The 16,604-nt window shown below is 45.6% G+C and carries 13 protein-coding genes; 7 read left to right on the top strand and 6 right to left on the bottom strand.

Annotation, left to right across the window (positions count from 1 at the left end):
- Window positions 1–26 precede the first annotated feature (26 nt).
- From AAE02nite_RS00925 to AAE02nite_RS00940, 4 genes are all read right to left on the bottom strand, one after another.
- A complete protein-coding gene (locus AAE02nite_RS00925; protein WP_146894554.1) occupies window positions 27–1,724 on the bottom strand; it encodes a RagB/SusD family nutrient uptake outer membrane protein in 1,698 nt (565 codons plus the stop codon).
- Window positions 1,725–1,728: 4 nt separating this feature from the next.
- Window positions 1,729–4,836 carry a SusC/RagA family TonB-linked outer membrane protein gene (locus AAE02nite_RS00930; protein WP_146894555.1) on the bottom strand — a complete coding sequence of 1,036 codons (3,108 nt, stop codon included), beginning with the start codon at window positions 4,834–4,836 and terminating at the stop codon, window positions 1,729–1,731.
- A gap of 252 nt (window positions 4,837–5,088) precedes the next feature.
- The gene (locus AAE02nite_RS00935; protein WP_146894556.1) at window positions 5,089–6,354 is read right to left on the bottom strand and encodes a sugar MFS transporter; all 1,266 of its coding nucleotides are present in this window, start codon (window positions 6,352–6,354) and stop codon (window positions 5,089–5,091) included.
- Between the two features lies 1 nt (window position 6,355).
- The gene (locus AAE02nite_RS00940; RefSeq protein WP_146894557.1) at window positions 6,356–7,552 is read right to left on the bottom strand and encodes a n-acyl-d-glucosamine 2-epimerase; all 1,197 of its coding nucleotides are present in this window, start codon (window positions 7,550–7,552) and stop codon (window positions 6,356–6,358) included.
- A gap of 557 nt (window positions 7,553–8,109) precedes the next feature.
- Here AAE02nite_RS00940 and AAE02nite_RS00945 point away from each other — a divergent pair.
- The 3 genes from AAE02nite_RS00945 (at window position 8,110) to AAE02nite_RS00955 (ending at window position 11,851) form a co-directional block, all read left to right on the top strand.
- Window positions 8,110–9,735, top strand: a complete 1,626-nt coding sequence (locus tag AAE02nite_RS00945; RefSeq protein WP_146894558.1) for a DUF4127 family protein — start codon at window positions 8,110–8,112, stop codon at window positions 9,733–9,735.
- 263 nt (window positions 9,736–9,998) lie between these two features.
- A complete protein-coding gene (locus AAE02nite_RS00950; protein WP_146894559.1) occupies window positions 9,999–11,225 on the top strand; it encodes an ROK family transcriptional regulator in 1,227 nt (408 codons plus the stop codon).
- A gap of 89 nt (window positions 11,226–11,314) precedes the next feature.
- Complete coding sequence (locus AAE02nite_RS00955) at window positions 11,315–11,851, top strand: DUF4136 domain-containing protein (protein ID WP_146894560.1); 537 nt, start codon at window positions 11,315–11,317, stop codon at window positions 11,849–11,851.
- Here the strand turns inward: AAE02nite_RS00955 and AAE02nite_RS26160 are convergent.
- Window positions 11,843–11,995 (bottom strand): hypothetical protein, encoded by a 153-nt coding sequence (locus tag AAE02nite_RS26160; protein WP_170252496.1) that lies wholly within the window; start codon window positions 11,993–11,995, stop codon window positions 11,843–11,845. The two genes, AAE02nite_RS00955 and AAE02nite_RS26160, sit on opposite strands and share 9 nt — an antisense overlap.
- An 827-nt stretch (window positions 11,996–12,822) precedes the next feature.
- Between AAE02nite_RS26160 and AAE02nite_RS00960 the strand changes: the two genes are divergently transcribed.
- The 4 genes from AAE02nite_RS00960 to AAE02nite_RS00975 all read left to right on the top strand — a co-directional run bounded on the left by AAE02nite_RS00960 (window position 12,823) and on the right by AAE02nite_RS00975 (window position 15,134).
- Entirely contained in the window at window positions 12,823–13,224 is a 402-nt protein-coding gene (locus AAE02nite_RS00960; RefSeq protein ID WP_146894561.1) for a hypothetical protein, read from the top strand.
- A gap of 160 nt (window positions 13,225–13,384) precedes the next feature.
- Complete coding sequence (locus AAE02nite_RS00965) at window positions 13,385–13,684, top strand: DUF2695 domain-containing protein (protein ID WP_146894562.1); 300 nt, start codon at window positions 13,385–13,387, stop codon at window positions 13,682–13,684.
- A 530-nt stretch (window positions 13,685–14,214) separates the two neighbouring features.
- Window positions 14,215–14,664: a hypothetical protein gene (locus tag AAE02nite_RS00970; protein ID WP_146894563.1), complete on the top strand. Its 450-nt coding sequence runs from the start codon at window positions 14,215–14,217 to the stop codon at window positions 14,662–14,664.
- Between the two features lie 131 nt (window positions 14,665–14,795).
- Window positions 14,796–15,134: a DNA binding protein gene (locus AAE02nite_RS00975; protein WP_146894564.1), complete on the top strand. Its 339-nt coding sequence runs from the start codon at window positions 14,796–14,798 to the stop codon at window positions 15,132–15,134.
- A 215-nt stretch (window positions 15,135–15,349) separates the two neighbouring features.
- Here AAE02nite_RS00975 and AAE02nite_RS00980 read toward each other — a convergent pair whose 3' ends face one another.
- The gene (locus AAE02nite_RS00980; RefSeq protein WP_146894565.1) at window positions 15,350–16,495 is read right to left on the bottom strand and encodes a hypothetical protein; all 1,146 of its coding nucleotides are present in this window, start codon (window positions 16,493–16,495) and stop codon (window positions 15,350–15,352) included.
- Window positions 16,496–16,604 lie beyond the last annotated feature (109 nt).

The raw sequence follows: 16,604 nt of genomic DNA on the forward strand, positions 1-16,604 counted from the left end.
GGTAGGTTATTTATAATTGCGGCGGCTTATTGCCAGCCGGGGTTTTGCGACAAGTCGGGATTTAAATCGCGTTCGGCTTGCGGTACGGGTAATAGTTGCAGTTTAGGGTACCAGAACCGCTGTTCGCGGGTAAAGCGTAAGGCTTCCTGCCCGGCATAGTTCGGAATATTATTCAAATCGTGGACCGGGGTAAGTTTAAAATTAGGAATGGGCGGCACGGTAGTCGGAGTTTTAGGAATACCAATCACCTGCTGCGGCATTACCACTTCGGCTATTCCCCAGCGGCGGATATCGAACCAGCGGAAACCTTCCATGGCCAGTTCAGCTACCCGCTCGCGCCGGATAAGCTGACGTAATTCGTTCTGGTCGGTCTGAATGGCGGTTTCTACGGCGGGCTGGCCGGCTCTTCTACGTACCGTATTAATGGCCTGGATTACCGTAGCGTCTATTTGGTTCTGCTCAATTTTAGCTTCGGCGTACATCAGCAGAACTTCGGCGTAGCGCATCAAAACAAAATTTACGTAGGCGGCAAAGGCATTTTCGTTGGTCTGGGTATACTTGGCGTGCAGCAATCCTACCCCACTTTTAGCCGGACCGAAAGCATTGTCAAAATCGGCATTGGCTTTGGTAGTCCAGGTGCCATCGGCGTTGCGGAACGAAGTGGTATTTTTGTAAACATCATACACCAGGGTATTCAGGTTCATGGAGATGGTATCGCCCGGCATGGCCACAGTATATTTCAGCCGGCGGTCGCGGTTCAAGCGCGGATTATTCCGGTCGTAAATTGCTGATTCGTCGATGCGTTTGCCATCGCGGGCTTCAAACATATCTACCAGGCGCTGCTGCGGAAACCGGCCCGACTGGCCACCGGCGGCCCGGGAGATACTGCCCAGGGGTACCCAGTTCTGGTTGGGCGCATCGGCATTGGAATACAAAATCTCCCACATAATTTCCTTACCGGCGTTGGGTTCCTGGCCTGCTTTGGTAAATAAATCCTGGAACCGTGGGTTGAGGCCCAGGCCGGCATTATCCATAATTAGTTTGGCACTTTCGGCCGCCCGGGCGTACTCACCATTGTATAAAGCGGTCCGGGCTTTTATACCCAAGGCTACGGTTTTGCTAACGCGGCCGCGCTGCGTGGGGGCCCAGGCCAATACCTGGCTAGCGGCATCTAATTCGTCGTAAATAAATTTAATCAGGTCTTCTTTCGGCGCCCGCACCTGGGTATAAAATTCACCTGGCGTTAGCGGCTTGGTAATTAAAGGCGCGCCACCATACATAAATGCCAGGTAATGATAGGCCCAGGCCCGCAGTACCCGCGCTTCGGCCTGCATGCGGTTAAAGTTAGCCGGCGTCACTTTGTCTTTCCCTTTTTCCATGCCTTCGATCATGGTGTTGGCCCGCTGAATAGTAGTATAAGCCAGTCGCCAGATACTGGCCGCCTGCCCATTAAAGGTATCGAAGTTGCCTTCGCCTAAATCTACGGCCCGCATTAGGGCAATATCGGTCCAGCCATCCATCATCGACTGGTAAGCCGTGTTACCGGTGTTCCAGTAAACCGATTTATAAACGGCATTCAGGCCGCCGTTCATTTCGGTTTCGTTGTTAAAAAACTCGCCGGTGGCGGGGGCATCCAGGGGCGCTTCGGACAGGTATTCTTTACAACCCGGCAATAAATTCAGCGCCAGGCAGAAAGCGGTTATATATAATATTTTCTTTTTCATCTGCTTATAAATTAATATTTACGCCAAGTGTATAGGTCCGCATAATCGGGTAGAACTCGCCACCCGTATCAATCTGCTCAGGGTCGAAGCCGGGGAAGAATTTATCCCAGGTAACCAGGTTCTGGCCGCTTACATACACCCGGGCGGACTTCAGCTTAATCTTGTCCGTAACGCTGGCCGGTAAAGTATAGCCCAATACCACGTTTTTCAGGCGGAGATAAGCGCTGGATTTAATCCAGTAAGAAGAGGCGTAATAATTATTCGGGATACTGTTGTTGGTGAGGCGCGGATAGGCGGCTCCTTTATTCTCGGGGCTCCAGAAATCTTCCTGGTATTTAAACATGGTACCCTGGAAACTGGCCGAGTAAAAAGGCTGCGAACCGGTACCGGACAAATAATTATCGCGCTTGCCTACGCCCTGGAAGAAAGCCGTCAGGTCCAAGCCTTTATATTGAGCGGCCAGGTTCAAACTGTATTCGAGGCGGGGGAAATTATTGCCTAATATTACCCGGTCCTTGTCATCAATTTTACCATCGGGTGTTCCGTCCGGCCCGCTCACATCGCGGTATTTAATATCGCCGGCAGCGGTGTTGGCAGCCAGGTAAGGGGTAGCCGCGTTCCCATCCAGGGCATTAAATTCTTTTACTTCTTCATCGCTCTGAAACAAGCCATCGGCAATATAGCCGTAGTAAGAGTTATAAGGATGACCTTCGCGGGTGATTTTAGAGCCGCTGATCTGGTCGGTGCCGCCATTGTTAATAATTTCGTTTTGAACATCCGACAGGTTCAGTTGCACCTGGTAATTGAAGTCGTTTACTTTATCGCGCCAGCCGGCACCTAACTCCCAACCGGTGTTGCGCATGGTACCCACATTTACGAAGGGCGCGGTCAGGCCCACGTAGTTCGGAATCGGCACTACCTGTAGCATATCCACAATATCGCGGCGGAAATAATCGGCAGTTACGGTTAAGCGGTTATTCAGGAAAGCCAGGTCGGTACCAATATCCAATACTTTAGAGGTTTCCCATTTAATATCAGGGTTGGCCGCTACGGTTAAGGCATAACCGGCATTAATGGCGTTGTTGAAATAATAGTTATAAGCTGAACCCGATTGGAACAAAGAATAGGTAGGATAATAATCCTGGGCGCCGCTCCGGGCAATGGCCTGGTTACCCAAAGCCCCGTAAGAAGCCCGTATTTTGGCATCGTTTACGATATTGCTGAGGCCGCCCCAGAAATTTTCCTGCGACAGTCGCCAGCCCACCGATAAGCTGGGGAACAAAGCCCACCAGTTATTTTCGCGGAAACGCGAGGAGGCATCCCAGCGGCCATTTAACTCCAGTAAATATTTCTCATCGAAGTTATAGTTTAACCGGCCGTAAGCCGAAACCATGGCGTAGCGGTTTTCGCCGCCGCTAATCGTCTGGCCGGTCGGGTCGCCGCTGTCGAGGTAAGGCCGATCGGGCGATAATAAATTCTGCCGCGACACATTAATATTCGTCGAACGGAAATCTTCGGTACTAAAACCGCCCAGCACCGTGAAATTATGTTTGTCCAGCGCTTTGGTAAAAGTAGCCTGCGCCCGGAATAAATTCTGGTAATTTTCGGATGTGTTTTCGGTGAGCGAGTTTAAAGCTGGCCAGGGCCGGGCAAATACCAGGGTATTGTTGCTGGGCTCGGCATTGTAAATCTGGTACTGGTTCGTAAAAAGTTTCTGGTGCCCGGTATAAAAGTTAGAACTGTAAGTAGCCAATAATTCCAGGCCATCCGTTGGTTTGTAGGTTAAGGTTCCTTTGATAATCCGGGAATCGGTAATGCTGCGGTTAAAACCTCCGTCTTCGGCCTGCGCTGCCGGGTTGGCATTAGACCAGCCTTCACCCCATTCCCCCGAATTATAGCGGCCCGGCACAATGGCCGGTAAGCCCAGCATGTACCGGATAATGGCCGTTGGGTTAGATTGGCCCGGCCACAGCCGGTTAGACCGGTTCAAAACCAAATCCATAGAAGCCGATAACTTTTTGGTTACCGCCACATCGGTGTTAAACCGTAAATCGGTGCGCTGGTAATCGGTATTGGCGGTGAGGCCGTTTTGGTCCAGGAAGGTACCGGAGGCAAATATTTTTACTTTGTCGGTACCCGCCGAAACATTCAGGTTGTGGTTGTGCATCATCCCGTTGTTGGTTAATACCAGATCTTGCCAATCGGTATTAAAGCGGTTAAAATTATCGGGACCGGAAGCTTCGTAAGCAGCAATTTGTTGGGTAAAAGCCGGCGGCAATTTGCTGTTAACCTGCGCTACATCCCAGTAACGCATGTGTTCCAGCGCATTTACTTTTTCGGGCATGTCGGTAGGAGTTTGTTTGGCCAAGTAAGCATTGTAGCTCACATTAATGCCTTGCTTGCCGCGCTTGGTGGTAACCAATATTACCCCGTTTGCCGCCCGAGAACCGTAAATAGCCGCGGCTGCCGCATCTTTCAACACCGAAATACTCTCAATATTATTCGGGTCGATGGCATCCAAACTCATTTCCACGTTATCTACCAGCACCAGAGGGTTAGAGCCCGCGTTAATAGAGCCAATGCCCCGGATCCGGATAGCGCCCGCATCGCCGCCGGGCACCCCCGATTGCTGCGTAACCGTAACGCCCGGTGCGGCACCTTGCAAAGCCAAAGAAGTAGAAGCTACCTGCCGCTTCGTAAGCGCTTCGCCGTCTACCACCGAAACAGCCCCCGTCACATTTACTTTTTTCTGCGTACCGTATCCCACTACCACTACTTCACTCAGCGCTTTGGCCGATTCCTGCAACACTACATTTACCTCGCCATTACCACTGGCGGCTACTTCGCGCGGTTCAAAACCCACGTAGGTAAACACCAAAGTGGAGCCGGCCTGCGGCGCTGCTATCCCAAAACGTCCTTCCGGATCGGTGGCAGTGCCTATTTCGGTTCCTTTTACCAGGACCGTTACCCCGGGCAACGCGCTGCCTTTGCTGTCGGTAACCCGGCCCCTAATGGTTTGACTTTGCCCGGCGGCGTACCGGTCCGGACAAAAAGTTAGCAGCAACACGAGCAGCCAGCCCAGAAGCCATTTTTGCGTAATTAGTTTTTGCATAGTGTGTGAGTTTTAAAAGGATTATGGTAAATGAAATAGGGTTGATAAGATTATGTGGTACTGTTTTAATAGGAAAACCGCCGGTCAGTTTTCTTCCCGGAAAAGCGAAAATGAAATATTAACCAGCGCCTGCATAGCGCTTAAAACATTAATGGCAGCTTAATTTAACGGCGGCCAGCCATTTGGCTCACTTTATTCAAAGTTGCTTTCCGTGGCTTTTCATTACATTTATCGCCACTCAGGCCGGATTATTTAGTCCTGTTCCGGACCGGCTTTCATTTTCGGTTTGTACCCGTTCAGGCCAAAAAATAATATATATATATAGCAGGCTACCGGTACCAGAAAAGCAATGGCCCAGGTAGCATTATCTTTTAATAAACCCTGGGCGTACGAGATAACCGCCCCACCCACAATGGCTGTTGATAAAATACCGGAAGCCTGGGTAGTAAACCGGCCTAAACCGTGCACTGATAAAGAAAAAATAATGGCAAACATCACGGAGTTGCAAAACCCGACGGCAATCATTGACCAGATAGCCAGCTTACCCGTGGTACTGACCGAAACCAGCACCAGCAAAATGGCTACCAGGGCACAGGCATTCAGCACACTCGCCGGCCGTAAAACCTTAAGCAAATAGGCTCCTATCAAGCGTCCCACCAGCATACTGCCCCAATAGAAAGCCACGTAACTATTGGCCTGGCTTTCCGACACCTGCAGCGTATCGGCAATGTAATTAGTCAGGAAGGTACCAATCGAAACTTCGGCCCCTACATAGGCAAAAATGGCCCATGCCCCAAAATTCAGGTTGCGGAAAGAGAAAACACTTGTTGGTCCTTTCGTGGAGGAATTAACAGTTGTTGGGGCGGCGGCGGTAACTTCCGGCAATTTCAGTTTATACACCACGGCCGCAATGGCCAGCAACACCAGGGCAATACCCACGTACGGAACGCGCAACGCTTCGCTCGACGAGGCTGATTCGGACAAGCGGGATAAAATATAATGCGCGCCAAACAGCGGGGCCGCCGTGGTGCCAATAGAACCTACCGCCTGAATTAAGGTTAACCGCGACGAAGCCGTGCGCGCCGGCCCCAGAATGGTAATATAAGGGTTAGACGCTACCTGCAGCACCACAATGCCAATAGCCAGAATAAATAAAGCCGCTAAAAACAACCCGTACAGGTGCAGCCAGGAAGCCGGCAAAAATAAAGTAGCGCCCACCGCTGCAATGGCAAAGCCCAGTACCATACCTTTTTTATAACCAATCCGCTCTACAATTTTTCCGGCCGGAAAGGACATCAAACCATAAGTAAGAAAAAAGTAAAACTGCACCAGCGACGATTGCGCGTAGGTTAAGGTAAATCCTTTTTTAAAGAAAGGCACCAGCGTATCGTTCAGGCAGGTGATGAACCCGTTCATGAAATATAACACTGCCAGCGTTACCAGAGCCAGCGTGTAATTTGCTTTCTGTTGGTTACCGGATTCGGTCAGCACTACCGGTTGCAGCGGAGCATTTGCCATATTACTTCTCCTGTAGGGTTAAACTCGGATATTTCTGGGCAATGGCTTCCAGGGTTTTCCAGCCTTGATATAAGCCGCGGGGCACGTGAAAACACCCTTTCCACTTGCCGCCTTTTAAAGGCAATAATACTTCGCCCTGCCGGTTCAGGTAGCCAAACCACTCACCGTTTTCCGGGTCCGGAAAATGCTGCCAGGTATACTGGTGCACTTTCTCAAACCACTGCCAGCACCGTTCGTCGCCGGTATGTAGGTAACCTTTTAATAAGGTAATAATGGTTTCGATGTGGACCCACCATAATTTCTGATCCCACTCCAATTGTTGCGGCGGATAGCCTTTTACATCCAGGAAATAAAAAATACCCCCGTGTTGCTTATCCCAGCCGTATTCCAGTAACTGCAAAGAAATATCCACCGCTTTCTTAATAAGTTCCTGGTCGTTTTTGCGGGTTGCTAAATCCATGATAAACCACATGGCTTCGAGGCCGTGGCCCGGATTCACTAAACGTCCCTCGAAAGAATCGGAAAAGGCACCTTCGGGCGTTACATTTTCCAGCACAATGCCCAAATCGGGCTGGTAAAATACCTCCATCACGGTTTTAATGCCGTGCGCAATCGTAGAGTCAACCAGTTCGGCATCCAGCAGATGCTCCATTTCCAGCACCAGGTTACACAAAATCATGGGCAAAGAAAAACCTTGCAGCGGGCGCGTACCCGGAAAAGCTTTAGCGTAAATACCTTTGGGGTTGTTTTGCCGGCGCAGAATATTATGAAAAGTATCGACAGCCAGTTGCCCATACGCTTTATTATTGGTTGCCTGGTAAAGTTGGCCAAAAGCCATGGCAGCAAAACAATCCGAGAAAATATTATAGGGCTGCACCAGCGGCTGGCCTGCGCGGGTCAGCGAGAAATACCAGTTACCTTCCGCATCTTTGCCGTGGGCCTTCAGAAACTCGGCCCCCTGAATAGCAAAATTGAGCCATTCCTGCTTTTGCTCTACTTTATTATATAGCATGGCAAAGCACCACACCTGCCGCCCCTGTAGCCAGATAAATTTATCGGTATCAAAAACTTTTCCTTCCTGGTCCAGGCAGGTTAAGTAGCCGCCAAACTGGTCATCGCGGGAGTGCTTTAGCCAGAACGGAATAACATCCTGCAGTAAATTCTCTTTATAAAGATTTGTGTAATCTCTTAAATCCATTGTAATGGTTTATGAACTAGGTACCGAAACTGATTAAAGATAAGACGGACAATTTGCTCGACTGGAAAATATTTCTGACCGAACGAAAGGAACAACATTTACATCCGGAAGTAATGATTATTATTAATAATTAGCAAAACTTTTGTAAAATATTTTTTAAGTTTTAGTATCAATAGAGATATTCTATATTCTCAAATATTCAAAAGCTATTTTAACTCTTTAAAATATTGTTATTACGCTTCTCATATCCTTAAACTTTTACTACCTGGTTCACAAATACATTAAACTTTGTAAAAATTTTTAAAAACTTAAATCTCCGATTCAGAAAATTACTATACTTATACTCGGATTGAATTTGGTTAAAATTTATTATTAAGAGCCAGTACCTATTCGCGCACTTTCTTCGGGAAGAGCGATAAAGATACCGGAATTTCTCCCCGAGAAAGATAACAAACTATAAACTTGGCAGGGTTAATTCTTGTGCTAAGAAATATTGCTGACCCAAACCAGTTCCATTACTTACCGACTTGATTATTAAACCCGGATACAAATAACCTATGAAACAAATTCGTGCCCTTTTACTTCTTCTGTTCTTACTGCCATTAGTAGGCAGCGCGCAGGTAAAACCCGGTTACAGCGCCAAAATATTATTCATTCCCTTAGACGACCGGCCACCCTGTCTGCAGTTTACCGAGCGTATGGGTTTAATAGGCGATGCGCAGGTCACATCACCTCCCAAAGAGTTGCTGGGCCGGTACACAACCGCCGGGCAATCCGATAAAATAATTTCCTGGTTACAGCAGCAAGATTTAAAAAGCTACGATGCCGCTATTATTGCGCTGGATATGCTGGCTTACGGCGGGCTGGTTGGTTCGCGGGTACACCAGGTTCCATCCGAAACTGCTTTAAAGCGGCTGGAAGTCCTGAAAACTTTAAAATTACGGGCTCCGAAGTTGCTGGTTTACGGCCAGAATGTAGTTATGCGGCTGGCACCTACGGCAACGGTTAAAAACAAAACTTACAGCGAAAAACTAGCCGAATGGGCCGAAATTTCGGTCGGAACAGAGGCGTCAGCTAAAGCCCGCACGGTCCAGCTAGAAAGCGAGATTCCGGCCGAAGGGCTGGCCGATTACAAGCAGGCCCGGGAGCGCAACCTGAAAACCAACTTAAAAGCAATTGAACTGGTAAGAACCGGCGTAATAGATTACCTGATTCTGTCGCAGGACGATGCCAAGCCCCGTGGCATTCACGTAGCCGACCGCGAAAAACTGATTGCGGAAAGCAAACGGTTGGGCCTGACCGAAAAAATTGCCGTGCAGCCCGGTGCCGACGAAGTTTCGATGTTGCTGCTGGCGCGCGCGTTGAATAAATTTTACGGGACATCACCCAAGATAAAAGCGGTTTATGCTTCCGAAGAAACGCGTAAAATCACCATGCCCTTCGAGGATAAACCGTTGCACCAAACTGTGAGCTACCACATTAAAGCTACCGGCTCCCGCGAGGTAGCAACCGAGCAGGAAGCAGATTTGCTTTTTTACGTTTTCGCCGACCGATTTGAAAAAGGAAAAGCTGAAAGTTTCGCGAATGAAATCGGGCAGAAAGTTAAACTGGGCAAACGGGTAATTGTAGCCGATGTGGATCCCAAAGGTGATGTGCAGGGCGGCGACACGGATTTTACGAAAGCGCTGGAGAAACTTTATCTTTTCCCGGAACTGAATGGTTATGCTTCCTGGAATACAGCCGGCAACACCATTGGCACGGCCCTGCCGCAGGGCGTTGTTTTTAACCTGGCCCAAACCAAATTACTGAACAAACCTCAGATTGCGGATCGTATCTGGACGGCGCAGAACTGGTTTACCCTGCACCGGGTCCTCGACGATTATTATTACCACAACCTGGTGAGAGCCCAGACAAATAAATATTTAAACCAGCAAAAAGCCAGCTCTAATTACCTGAGCGACCAGGCAACCCAGCAGGCCGAAACCTTCGGTACCAAATTATTGCAGGACCACTTAAATCAGGTGGTAACATATTATTATAACCGACCTGCCACCAGCCGGCAAAAGAATATTAATTGCACCACCCCGGCTAACCTGACCTTTGTATTGCCCTGGAACCGGACTTTTGAAGCCGACATTGATTTTGATTTAAAATGCCAGGCTGGTAACCAAAAAGCCAATTAAAGCACCCCCAAAATGAAAGCAGAAGCGGAATTTGAAGCCGGAATATTCAGAGAACGATTGCCAAACGGCTATTGTCGCGCGTTTTCACCGGTAAGTTAAGGGTGAAAACACGCGGCTATGGCCAGGATTAAAGCAAATATTTATCTTTTGCGAATGCTCTAAATTTGTTAGCATTAATCCCGATTAAGACCAATAAAAATCTTTTTTAAGAAGAACTCCCGTAAAAGCCCTTATTTACGCCGGCAGCCAGAAGCCATTATTTTATGCATAAAACGTTTTTCGAAGAGCTCAACACCGAAACCGCAGGCGGGGTAGCTTATAAAAACCTGAACCAGAAAAAGCTGATTATTTCTTACTTTGCCAATACCGGCAACACCACCATTGCCGACCTGAGCAAAGAGCTTAACCTGAGCGCCCCCAAGGTAACCAGCTTGCTCAACGATTTAATCAGCGACGGACTCGTGCAGGACCATGGCAAGGTTGATTCTACGGGTGGTCGCCGGGCCAACCTGTACGGGCTGGCGCCCGAATCAGGCTTTTTTATTGGGGTAGATGTGAAAAAATACCACCTAAATATTGGCCTCTCCAACCTGCAAAAAGATTTGATTAAATACTCGGAAAAAATAGCTTACCGGCTAAACAACGACCGCCAATCGCTGGAAGAACTCTGCCATTTAATAAATAACTTTATAGATGAGTTGCCGGTAGCGAAAGATAAAATATTAGGCATTGGCTTAAACCTGAGCGGCCGCATAAATTATGCCACCGGCTACAGCTACAGCTATTTTTATTTCAACGAAGAGCCGTTGAGTAAAATAATAGAATCGAAAGTCGGCATAAGGGTTTATCTCGAAAACGATTCGCGCGCCATGGCTTACGGCGAGTTTAATTCGGGCAATTTGTCCGGCGAAAAAGACGTCCTGTTCCTGAACATGGATCACGGTATTGGGTTGGGTATTTTAATAAACGGGCAGCTATACTACGGCAAATCGGGTTTCTCCGGCGAGTTTGGTCATATTCCACTTTTCGATAACGAAATATTGTGCCACTGTGGTAAAAAAGGCTGCCTCGAAACCGAAGCCTCGGGTGCAGCCCTCACCCGGCTGATGCGCGAAAAAATGATGGAAGGTTATTCTACCGTCATCAGCCGTAAAAAAACCCACCCCGAAGATGTACAACTGGAAGATATTATTAATGCCGCCAACAACGACGATGTAATGGCCATTGAATTGATTGGCAAAATCGGGGAAAAACTCGGCCGCGGCATTGCCCTGCTCATTAATTTATTTAACCCCGAACTCGTAATACTGGGGGGCAGCCTGGCCGCTACCGAAGATTACATCCGGCTTCCCATCCGGAGCGCTATCAATAAATATTCGTTAAGTTTATTAAATAATTCTACCCAGCTAAAAATGTCGAAATTACGGGAGCGTGCGGGTGTAATTGGCGCCTGTCTGCTGGTGCGTAACCGGTTGCTGACTATTGTGTAACCCGGCCGATAAAACCCAAAACCCAGCTGCTTCCGTTTAATTATTTAACCTGTACATCCCAGGTGCAGCGGTAAATAGAATGGATAGCAATGAAAAATATTAAAATTATATTATTGTGCTTTTTGTTTTTGGTAGCGTGTACACCGGCCGTCCGGATAGCGAAATCGGAGGCAGCGCCGGGGTTTGCTTTAGCCAACTATAAGACTTTTAACTTTTACGAAATCACCTCCGACTCCGAAACATCGGACCCGGCTTATAACAACCGGATTAATATTCTGAAAACTGCGATTCAGCAGGCGTTAACGGCTAAAGGCTTAACCCACTCCCCCACCAATCCGGATTTACTCGTAAATATTGGCATTGTTACGACCGAAAAGGTACAAACCCGCGAAACAACTTTTCGGGAGGCTCCTAGGTACGTTGGACAACGCCGCTATTCCTGGAAAAGCCAGGAAGTAGAAGTAGGCCGTTACCGGGAAGGAACCGTGACAGTAGACCTGGTAGATGCCGCTAACAATGCCATGGTTTGGGAAGGAGTAGCGGAGGCCGTAATCCCGCGCCAGGAGGCCCAACTTCAAAAAACCGTACAAAAAGGGGTAAATAAATTGCTGGGCGATCTAAAATAAAGACGCTCCGTTTCCTTCTTTCGGCTCTGCCCGGGATGGATGCTCCATCATACCAAAAAATTTTCGGTGCGCTTCATTTAAAGCTATCTCCAGTGCTGGTGATGATTCCCGCCGGTCTCCGGTCGCGAGGTATATTCTTTGCATTAAGCTTGTTTTGTTATAATTAGTTATTTATAGTAATTTTATTATATTTTAACCTGAGATACCGGCCATTATTATAATTGTTAAAGGTAATCACCCCCCGGATGTAGTGATGGAGGCGCACAACCTGAAATTATATAAACGTACCTTTTTTGAAGTATGGGAAAATACGTCAAATTTTAAATATAATATAATCAATTAGTTATATAATTACACCACTTATTGAGATAGGCGATATAAACGCCAGTGGTGCGTTTACATAATAGTTGGACGGAATAGGAAAAATTTAGGCTGGAAAGGAGTAGCTAAACGGCTAAGAATCAGCCATAACTATAAAAAAAAGGAAGGAGTTTAAACCAGTCTTTATCGGCAGGATAAAGAACTAAAAGCCGAAAAAAGATTGGCTTAAAACCGCTTTTAAGAAAGGTCTTTTACCGGCTTTGGTATTTGTTAGAATAACAATACCTGGTTTAAACGAATGAGATTTTATAGTTATTGCCTTTACTAAAAAAAAGTTTAGCTACGGGTTGTTTTATTTTTAGGCCCAGCCTTTGGTTTGTGTTTTATAAAAATAGAGGAGCCGGTGACTCCGCTTATCCCCGGATAAAAGGAATCACCGGCCATTTTATTTATTCTTCTCATTTTTATGAAAACCCCGCTGGGGAAAGTCGCTAAATTTATAAAGCTTTTAACCCCACCGGGAAGAATATTTTAATAGGTAAATTTTTCCTACTCTAAAGGGTAGTTCTTCTTTTAAAAATCAGATACCTTACCTAAAAAAAGAAGAACTACCCCGCCCAACACCGCCTATAGTTCATTTTAGAAGGCTAATGCTCAAAGCAAAAGCCTTTCCAACGAACCATAGACTTTATCGTTACCCGCAATTGATAAATTCAGAAATGGACTCAAAGAACATCTATATTTCTTACCAGCATTACTCTAATGAAATAGAATGGGAAATGCACGAAGATAGCGAGTGGATTTATGTGGGTGCGGATGATGAATTCAAAAAGGAAAAAGCAACTGAACTTATCGACTCCTTCTTTGAAGAAAGCGCAATCTATTTCATCACCGACAGACGAAACTCTGCTTTGATTGAGAAGAATACAGCAATTTCAAAAATAATGGAAGCCATAGAAGAATTTGACCCAGCGCTGGCAAACGCGGACTTTAGCAAAATAATGGAATTCGACAAAATAGGAGTTGTGAGAAAGGGTAAGAGAATTAATTAATTGCGTTTTTGGCTTGATTTCCAGAAAACAGGCCAAAAAATAGGAATTCAAATAAAAACTAAAAACAACTGCGGGTAACAACACCTAAACGTCAGCCTTCGGCCGACAGCCTCACCCGTCGTTTAGCTAAGTCCGTTAGCGGTCAGAGCAAAGTATTAAAATGAAGACGAACGAAGAAAAAGAAAGACAGAAGCAGTTAAAAGCGGAAGTGATGAGGAATGAAAAAGAAAAATTCCTCAATAATTTACCTATTTCTGCTGGCCAGTTTAAAGAACTCTTTACTTTCCTTGATGAACAGCTTGAACAAGAAGGCTGTGATGATACACTTTTTATAACAAAATCATATTTAGGCTCAAAGGGTATTGAGCAAGAAAACGTAATTGCTTGGTTGGAAGAAAATGGCGGGTTTTGCGATTGTGAAGTGCTTGCCAATGTGGAAGAAAAATTTGAAAACATCTAAAAACTCCTTCCGCTAACACCAGCTAAAAACCACTTCGCGCTTTTTAGCAGCGGTCCGTTATAGGTAACCCGTAGAGTTAATAAAGTAAATGGTACAAACTGTCAGGGAAATATTAAATGCCAAGACACCATTAATACATTTTTTGTTAATATTAGTATTGTCATTCCTATTGTGTTCAAGTTTATATATCCTTATAATTCCAATATTTTACTGGTTTTCTTTTGGAGAAGGAGAATCAGCAGCACGAATAGCAAGTTTACCCTTAAATACATTTATTCTTAATTGGGCTGCTTTAATTGTTGTGCTGATAATAACTTTCGGTAGACTTAAAACGAATGTTAAAAGGGACAACCTTAGTAAAGCCAAATCTTATCTATTAACTGGAATAATAATTACAGGTTTGTATTTCTTTAGATTGGTAATAGGTGAATCACTAATTAATTTATTCCAATAAAAATGGGCATACCTATAACAAAAATTAAAGCACATTAAAACGTGCCATAGCCGAAACGTTATGCTGAACTATATAAATGGAAATAGTTAAAAAAAATATTTTCTTTCTAAGTCTTTCAGTAGTATTTGGATGCGCAAGCAATAAGCCTCGGATGGAGTGCTTAGATTTAAATAATTTTGCTTCCGATACATCATATTATATCAAAGGCCGGCATTACGAGGGCTTTATTTTTCCGAAAGAATATAAACCTACTATAACAACAGAAGAAAGAAGATTTACCCCAAAAACGAACCAAGTACAACGAGCTGAAGCAATTCTTTTAGAGCAGGAGAGGAAATATGGCTTAAAATATAAAAGGCAGTATATAGGAATTAATAAGGATACTGGCGACACTTTGGTATTTATTAGATTAATGAAGAATGGTTTTAAGGAGGAATGTTTTGATAAGATGGTGAATATTGGGTTTGGAGAATACTATGAGAAATACCAGAAAATAAGAACAATTAATTTAACCTCTAAAAAATAACCCAGCATAACCCAAACTATACGGCAGCGGTGCAGCCGCATAGCCAAAAACGTTAGGGGTAAGCATGATAATATTAAACGATAAACCATCCAGAATTAAACCTTAAAATAGCATATACCTTTAGTTTCTTTATGAGCCAAAAAGCACAAAGTGTTATTACCCTCTTAATAATTTTTGCAGTAATTATTGGTGCATTATATTGGTTAATGAAAGAATCTGATGAAAACCGGAAATATATTGTTGATACAGTTAATAGAAACTATGAGTATTCAAAAGGAATAATTACTGATGTGAAGTCTTATAAAGGTCATAGCTTGGATGTAGAATACATAATTAAAGGTAAAAAGTATAAGTACTCAGGCGGGTGGACAAAGAATCCTAATAATTTAGGTGAAGGAGATTCTATAAGATTTAGGTACTCGGTGGAAAATCCAGAACTAATTATTACAGAGCTCCAGAACGAATATTAAAAATTTACAAGAAAAATAATTCCTACCCCTAACAAAAGCTATAGTGCATAAACGCAACATAGCTCAAACGTTGGCAGTAACCTGAATCATGAAAATAGCTATCTTTTCACTTGTTGTAGTTGTCTTGTTGCTCTCCTGTGAGCAGCAAAATCAGTTGGCTGGTAAAAACCGCAGCGTAGGCGGTTTTAGGTAGGTCTTCATGTACGTACCCCAGCTTATTCGGGCCCTTTATTTAAATGACTGAAGTAGCTTGTTACAAAATTGGGCAGGCCGAGTTTACATTTGCGTTCGCCCAGCGAAAGGCCCTGATCGACGTACCGGCAGGACCACCCCCCGGCATTGGGCAAATGAATAACGCCCAGGTAATTCTGGTCCTGCCGGGCCAGGTAAATTTTCCCATCGGGCGCCAGTTGCAGGGCCCCTATTTTGTCGCTGGTAGAGGTAGCAATGAGTATGGCCGAATTATTAATGGCTAATTTATTGCCGGCGTTTAAATTAAATTGCCAGAGCTGCGGATCTACACCGGCAATGCCGTTGGTGGTACCATACAATTTACTGCCGTCCGGCGAAAACTCCAACCCGTAAGCTTCCGGGTAAGGTTCTATGGTTATCCGGTTCGAAAGCATGCCGGTAGCATTATCAAAATCAAAAACTTCGAACCGGTTAAAATCGCGCCAGACCGCTACGCCAATTTTCCGGCCGTCCGGCGAAGCTTTCATGCAGCCAATGGCGGCACTGCCCTTGCCCCGGTAGGTAGTACCAATATTGGTAATGACCGGGTCTATGCTCACCCCTCTTTCCGAAACCAGGTAAGCGACAAAAGCATCGGAGTTCCATTTATGCGCAATTACCCAATAATCGCGGTTATTCTGATGCTTTACAGCGGTAATTTTTTCGGCAATAGGCGAGGTTTTAAAAATATTCTTATCCATCACGTCGCCCAGGCCGTCCTGGCGGTTCATATCTACGAGCGAATAGCGCAACCCGTAAGCCTGCGATTGTAAGTCGGTGGTGAAAATATAATAAAAGTTGCTGCTGCCGGGCTTGGGCACGATAATAGCCGATTGGGTAGAAGATCGGTGGCCCATTAATTTATTCCCGTTGGGCATTTGCCGGTGGTTCCGGTTCCAGACGTAAAGGCCGTTGGTGTAGAACAGCAACTTTCCTTCGTGGTCGGAAATAACGGCACAACCTTCTTCGGTATTCATTTGGCTGTTGGTCAGGGGCACCGGATTACCATTGCTAAAATCGAGACCCGCTTTCTGCCCGAAATACCAGATATTCGTTTGCTTTTGCGCCGACACCGGCGCATTTAATAGAACACAGAAGCTTATAAAAAAGCAAAATCTTAGCCACCTCATTATACAAATTTAATTAGCTGTTCAAATAAATCAAGGATTCATCTAAACTAATCGCAGCGGAAAAAAATATTGCCGGAAGGGGGCTGGTGGGGTTGCAGGCAGCAATACA

Source organism: Adhaeribacter aerolatus, from assembly GCF_007991635.1.
GTDB classification, from domain to species: domain Bacteria; phylum Bacteroidota; class Bacteroidia; order Cytophagales; family Hymenobacteraceae; genus Adhaeribacter; species Adhaeribacter aerolatus.

Excerpts from the sequence above, each read along its gene's own strand:
- AAE02nite_RS00925 (WP_146894554.1), bottom strand. The coding sequence starts at position 1,724 with ATGAAAAAGAAAATATTATATATAACCGCTTTCTGCCTGGCGCTGAAT.
- AAE02nite_RS00930 (WP_146894555.1), bottom strand. The coding sequence starts at position 4,836 with ATGCAAAAACTAATTACGCAAAAATGGCTTCTGGGCTGGCTGCTCGTG.
- AAE02nite_RS00935 (WP_146894556.1), bottom strand. The coding sequence starts at position 6,354 with ATGGCAAATGCTCCGCTGCAACCGGTAGTGCTGACCGAATCCGGTAAC.
- AAE02nite_RS00940 (WP_146894557.1), bottom strand. The coding sequence starts at position 7,552 with ATGGATTTAAGAGATTACACAAATCTTTATAAAGAGAATTTACTGCAG.
- AAE02nite_RS00945 (WP_146894558.1), top strand. The coding sequence starts at position 8,110 with ATGAAACAAATTCGTGCCCTTTTACTTCTTCTGTTCTTACTGCCATTA.
- AAE02nite_RS00950 (WP_146894559.1), top strand. The coding sequence starts at position 9,999 with ATGCATAAAACGTTTTTCGAAGAGCTCAACACCGAAACCGCAGGCGGG.
- AAE02nite_RS00955 (WP_146894560.1), top strand. The coding sequence starts at position 11,315 with ATGAAAAATATTAAAATTATATTATTGTGCTTTTTGTTTTTGGTAGCG.
- AAE02nite_RS26160 (WP_170252496.1), bottom strand. The coding sequence starts at position 11,995 with ATGCAAAGAATATACCTCGCGACCGGAGACCGGCGGGAATCATCACCA.
- AAE02nite_RS00960 (WP_146894561.1), top strand. The coding sequence starts at position 12,823 with ATGCTCAAAGCAAAAGCCTTTCCAACGAACCATAGACTTTATCGTTAC.
- AAE02nite_RS00965 (WP_146894562.1), top strand. The coding sequence starts at position 13,385 with ATGAAGACGAACGAAGAAAAAGAAAGACAGAAGCAGTTAAAAGCGGAA.
- AAE02nite_RS00970 (WP_146894563.1), top strand. The coding sequence starts at position 14,215 with ATGGAAATAGTTAAAAAAAATATTTTCTTTCTAAGTCTTTCAGTAGTA.
- AAE02nite_RS00975 (WP_146894564.1), top strand. The coding sequence starts at position 14,796 with ATGAGCCAAAAAGCACAAAGTGTTATTACCCTCTTAATAATTTTTGCA.
- AAE02nite_RS00980 (WP_146894565.1), bottom strand. The coding sequence starts at position 16,495 with ATGAGGTGGCTAAGATTTTGCTTTTTTATAAGCTTCTGTGTTCTATTA.